Origin of the sequence: Microvirga tunisiensis, assembly GCF_009296175.1 — a bacterium.
Lineage (GTDB): Bacteria > Pseudomonadota > Alphaproteobacteria > Rhizobiales > Beijerinckiaceae > Microvirga > Microvirga tunisiensis.
The window spans coordinates 1-4,110 of sequence record NZ_VOSK01000467.1 but is presented as its reverse complement, the minus strand read 5'-3'; the positions used below and the strand labels follow the sequence as shown (position 1 = coordinate 4,110).

The window sequence follows — 4,110 nt, the reverse complement described above, 5'->3', positions numbered from 1 at the left end:
AGCGCCCGCACCTCCTGGGCCGGCGGCGACTTGCAGTGGACGGGCCGGAACCAGCCCATGCGCAGCAGCAGGGCGATGCCGCGCATCGCGCCGGTCGGTCTTGACGATCATCGCCGAGAGCGCCGCCTTTACATGCCGCGTCTCCAGCAGCACGACCTCGAGCCCGGCCTTCTGCAAACCTGCATAGAGCCACTGCGACAGGGGACAGCCTCCAAGCCAACGCGGGTGAGCGGCAAGTTCAGACTGGCGAGAAAGGTGGCGAGCGTCTCCGGCTCGCTGGCGACCTTCGCCTCGCGGATGATCTGTCCGGAGGCATCGAGAACACAGACGCTGCTCAATTCCAACGACACGTCAATCCCGGCCTAATAGTCCATGGCTGTCCCTCATGAGGCTTGGGGCCGATCCGCTCGGCCCCCGTTTCAACACCATTACTCTGAGGGACAGCCACCCCGCTCCGCTACTGCGTGAGCGGCAGGCCCATTACGGCATCTAGACCCACAGGCGCTTTTCCCGGCGGCGTTGCACCGAGGAGGGGATGTTCATCGCCTCGCGATACTTTGCGACAGTGCGGCGCGCAATGTCGATGCCAGTTTCCTTAAGTCGGACGACAATGTCGTCGTCGGACAGCACATCATCAGGCGATTCTACCGCGACCATCGCCTTGATCCGATGGCGGACAGCCTCGGCGGAGTGCGCGTCGCCACCTTGGGAGGAGGCGATCGCAACAGTGAAAAAGTACTTCAGTTCGAACACTCCGCGCGGGGTGAGCATGTATTTGTGCGACGTCACCCGGCTTATCGTCGACTCGTGCATGTTGATCGCGTCAGCGACAGTTCTGAGATTGAGAGGCCGCAGGTGGGCGACGCCATGTTCAAAAAAGGCATCCTGCTGGCGAACGATTTCAGTCGCTACCTTAAGGATCGTCTTGGCGCGCTGATCGAGGCTGCGGATTAACCAGTTCGCGTTTTGGAAGCATGCGTTGAGAAATGTCTGATCTTTCGAATTTTGGGCGGTCACGCGTGAGACTTCGGCGAAATAGGTTTGGTTGATCAGCAGCTTGGGCAGCGTGTTCGGCTCAAGTTCGATTTGCCATCCACCTCCGGGCGAGGGTTGGACCCAGACATCAGGAATGATGGCTTCCGGGCCTCCGGACTGGAATCTGTTTCCCGGCTTGGGATCGAGCGCACGGATTTCATGCAGCATGTCGAGAAGGTCGTCTTCATCGACTCCGCAATGCCGCTTCAATGCCCGAAAATCGCGCTGCGCAAGCATCTCAAGATTGGCGACCAAAGTTGCCATCGCCGGGTCGAACCGGTCTCGCTGGCGCAACTGTATCTCGAGACATTCGCTGAGAGTACGCGCAAACATTCCGGGTGGATCAAAGAGCTGCAAGGTTCCGAGAACCCGTTCCACATCAGCCTCCCGGACATTTAGGCTCCCGGCCAGCTCCAAAAGGTCTACCCGAAGATACCCAGTGTCTTCCAGATGATCCGCAAGCTCGCGAGCAATCAGCCGTTCCTGCAGTGTGAATGCAGTGAGGGCGATCTGACGAGCGACATGGTCGTGCAATGTTTCGGTGGAGGCGGCAAACTCGCCGATGGCAAGGCTTTGCCCGGGCGGGATATTGGTTGTATCGCGCAATGATTTCCATTGCATGAGCTGTTCTGGGGCCCCGGTCCTGGTCGGCCCATCAACGGCGTATTCGCGTGCGCCGATGTGCGGATCCTCGGCCGAAGTCGACACAACATCGCGTAAAGCCCCGCCATCGTTTGACGCCAGCTCCAAAAGCGGGTTCTTCTCGATTTCCTGCTCCACGAACTGACGCAGTTCGGCATGCGTCAGTTGCAGCAAGCGGATCGACTCAATGAGTTGAGGTGTTACACTCAGAGATTGCTTCTGACGCTGAAGCTGGCTTGCTGAGAAGCTCATGGTGAAACTCTTGTCAAGCGACGCACTTGGTCGGGCGTCATGGGATCTGTGAGGTGTTGACCCGTCCAGGTCATGCGGCGGCCTCGGTTTGAAAGGCCTTCAGCGCTTCGAGAACGTTCTGCGGCGACGAGACGCCGTAGGGGCCGGTTTCGCAGTTGTCGGAGAAGCCGTCCTCCTCGAACCACTGCTCCACCACGCCGTTGTTGATCACGGCAGCGTACCGCTAGGAGCGCATTCCGAAGCCGAGATTGTCCTTGGCGACCAGCATGCCCATCTTACGCGTGAACTCACCCGAGCCGTCCGGGATGAGCTTGACTTTCTGCAGCCCCAAGGCCTTGCCCCACGCATTCATGACAAAGGCATCGTTAACGGAGATGCAGTAGATCGCGCTAATCCCTTCTTTTTCAAACTCGTCATAGAGCTTTTCGAAATCGGGCAGTTGGTAGGTCGAGCAGGTTGGGGTGAAGGCGCCAGGCAACGAGAACAGGACGATGCGCTTGCCGCTGAAATAGTCGTCGGATGTCTTGTCTTCCCAACGGTAGGGGTTTGGCCCCTCGATGGACTCATCGCGAACACGGGTGCGAAAAGTGACAAAGGGAGCCTTCTTTCTCACAGTCATCAATGGTGCTCCTCGAGAAGAAAAACGGGCAGTGCAATCACGTCAGGATGATTGTCGAGGCCAAGATAGGAACATCTGATGAAATCGACGATGTCATGACCGGCATGGTCGCCGCACGCGAGACGGATGGTCCGACCGTTTCCCGAACGGCCGTAGACGTCCATTGATCCGTCATCGCGCGGTTGCCGGAAATGTGGTTCCGCATGCTCAATAACAGCGGCGGTGTTGCGCAAGGGGCGCGTTGATGGCGCCGGCGTGTGCAAACGAGGAGCACTTACGCCGGATAAATGGTGCCAATCAGTTTGCGACAAAGCCTGTCTCCTCACTCCGTGACGCATGTGCGGAGAACCATGCATATCCCGTGCCAAAGGGGAAATTCATTTCAAAACAATATAACGGCTCTAATGCTGCGATGCCGCCTGTCCGACAATGTCGACGATCGGACCCTGCGGAGCGCGGTTGGATGACGGGTGAACTGTGCTGTTCCCGCGGAGCAATCCTGTCCGCCACTCCTGGGAAAACGTCAGGCAACCGCCCGTAGCCTCAGGACGGCGAACTTGCGCCGACCCTCGCACCTGGGTCGAGCAGGCCGCCAGTGCCGACAGCCGGACTCGTTGGCAGGCTCTCTATGAGGAAGTCCGGCAACGGCATGCCCGTGGAGAGAAGCTGTTGGCAATCAGCCGCACGATGGGCCGGGCGCGCGGCACGGTGAGGAAGTTTGCGCAGGCCGAAAGCTTTCCCGAGCGTGCCGTGCGACAGCCGGGACCCAGGATCCTCGATCCGTATCTCTCCCACCTCAACGCCCGCCTTGCGGCTGGATCCGAGAACGCCACTGCCCTCAGGCGTGAACTGCAGGATCTCGGCTTTGCCGGCTTCCCCAAACAGCTTGCATGGCTTCTGGTCCTCCCTGCGACAGCACTTGATGCAACGGAGGCTGCCGTCCTGGCCTGGGTGCGACAAGATCCCGAGGCTGCGACTGTGGCCGATCGCGCCGAGCGCTGCTGCACCCGCGTTCGTCAATGTTGTCGGGAGCGCCAGATTCGAAACAGTGAGCAGGTGTCCACCAAGGCTGTGACGGCATGGATTGCCAAAGCTCGGTCTTCGGGCATCCCGGCTGTCGAGACTTGCGCCGCAAGCCCAGAGCAGGACGGGGCTGCGGTCCGCGCAGCCCTGACACGGCCGTGGAGCAGTGGGCAAGCCGAGGGTCAGATCACGCGCCTCAAGTTCCTGAAGCGCTCCATGTATGGACGCGCCAGCTTTGATCTTCTGCGCCGCCGGGTGCTCCTGGCAGCGTAAACCACGCAAAGTGCGGGAGAGCCACAAGATCGAGGAAGATCACTGCGCGTCGACATGTATGAGGTTGGTAAGAGCAGGCACCGTCTCCGCCTTCCACATCGTTGGTGCTGTCCGTTCACGACAGGTTGCGATGAGTGATCTTCCTCGGCGGGTGCGCGATTGGTGGTTGAGCGGTTACTGTCTCGGCGAGCGGACGGCCGCGAAGGGCAGCTTTCAACTGCGCTTGGTCCAACTCACCCTCCCAGCGGGCAACGACGAGCGATGCC

At 59.9% G+C, this 4,110-nt stretch carries 3 protein-coding genes and 3 pseudogenes; 1 reads left to right on the top strand and 5 read right to left on the bottom strand.

The annotated features are described in order from the left end of the window. From FS320_RS39450 to FS320_RS39435, 4 genes and pseudogenes are all read right to left on the bottom strand, one after another. Positions 1-356: pseudogene (locus tag FS320_RS39450) on the bottom strand (IS110 family transposase); the annotation flags it as partial. 133 nt (positions 357-489) lie between these two features. Beyond that, on the bottom strand, positions 490-1,929 hold the full coding sequence (gene rpoN / locus FS320_RS39445; RefSeq protein WP_152717846.1) for an RNA polymerase factor sigma-54: 1,440 nt from the start codon (positions 1,927-1,929) through the stop codon (positions 490-492). Positions 1,930-1,999: 70 nt separating this feature from the next. After that, positions 2,000-2,548, bottom strand: a pseudogene (locus tag FS320_RS39440) (redoxin family protein). Further along, on the bottom strand, positions 2,548-2,859 hold the full coding sequence (locus FS320_RS39435) for a hypothetical protein (protein WP_152717844.1): 312 nt from the start codon (positions 2,857-2,859) through the stop codon (positions 2,548-2,550). The pseudogene FS320_RS39440 and the gene FS320_RS39435 overlap by 1 nt, the downstream one beginning before the upstream one ends. 358 nt (positions 2,860-3,217) lie before the next feature. Here FS320_RS39435 and FS320_RS46560 point away from each other — a divergent pair, with 358 nt between their 5' ends. Next, a complete protein-coding gene (locus FS320_RS46560; RefSeq protein WP_152717842.1) occupies positions 3,218-3,844 on the top strand; it encodes a transposase in 627 nt (208 codons plus the stop codon). A 115-nt stretch (positions 3,845-3,959) separates the two neighbouring features. On the opposite strand, the pseudogene FS320_RS39425 reads toward FS320_RS46560, so the two are convergent. Beyond that, positions 3,960-4,110 (bottom strand): annotated as a pseudogene (locus FS320_RS39425) (C4-dicarboxylate transporter DctA); the annotation flags it as partial.

Bases quoted from the DNA above. Each gene is read 5' to 3' on its own strand.
- rpoN (WP_152717846.1), bottom strand. From the start codon at position 1,929: ATGAGCTTCTCAGCAAGCCAGCTTCAGCGTCAGAAGCAATCTCTGAGT.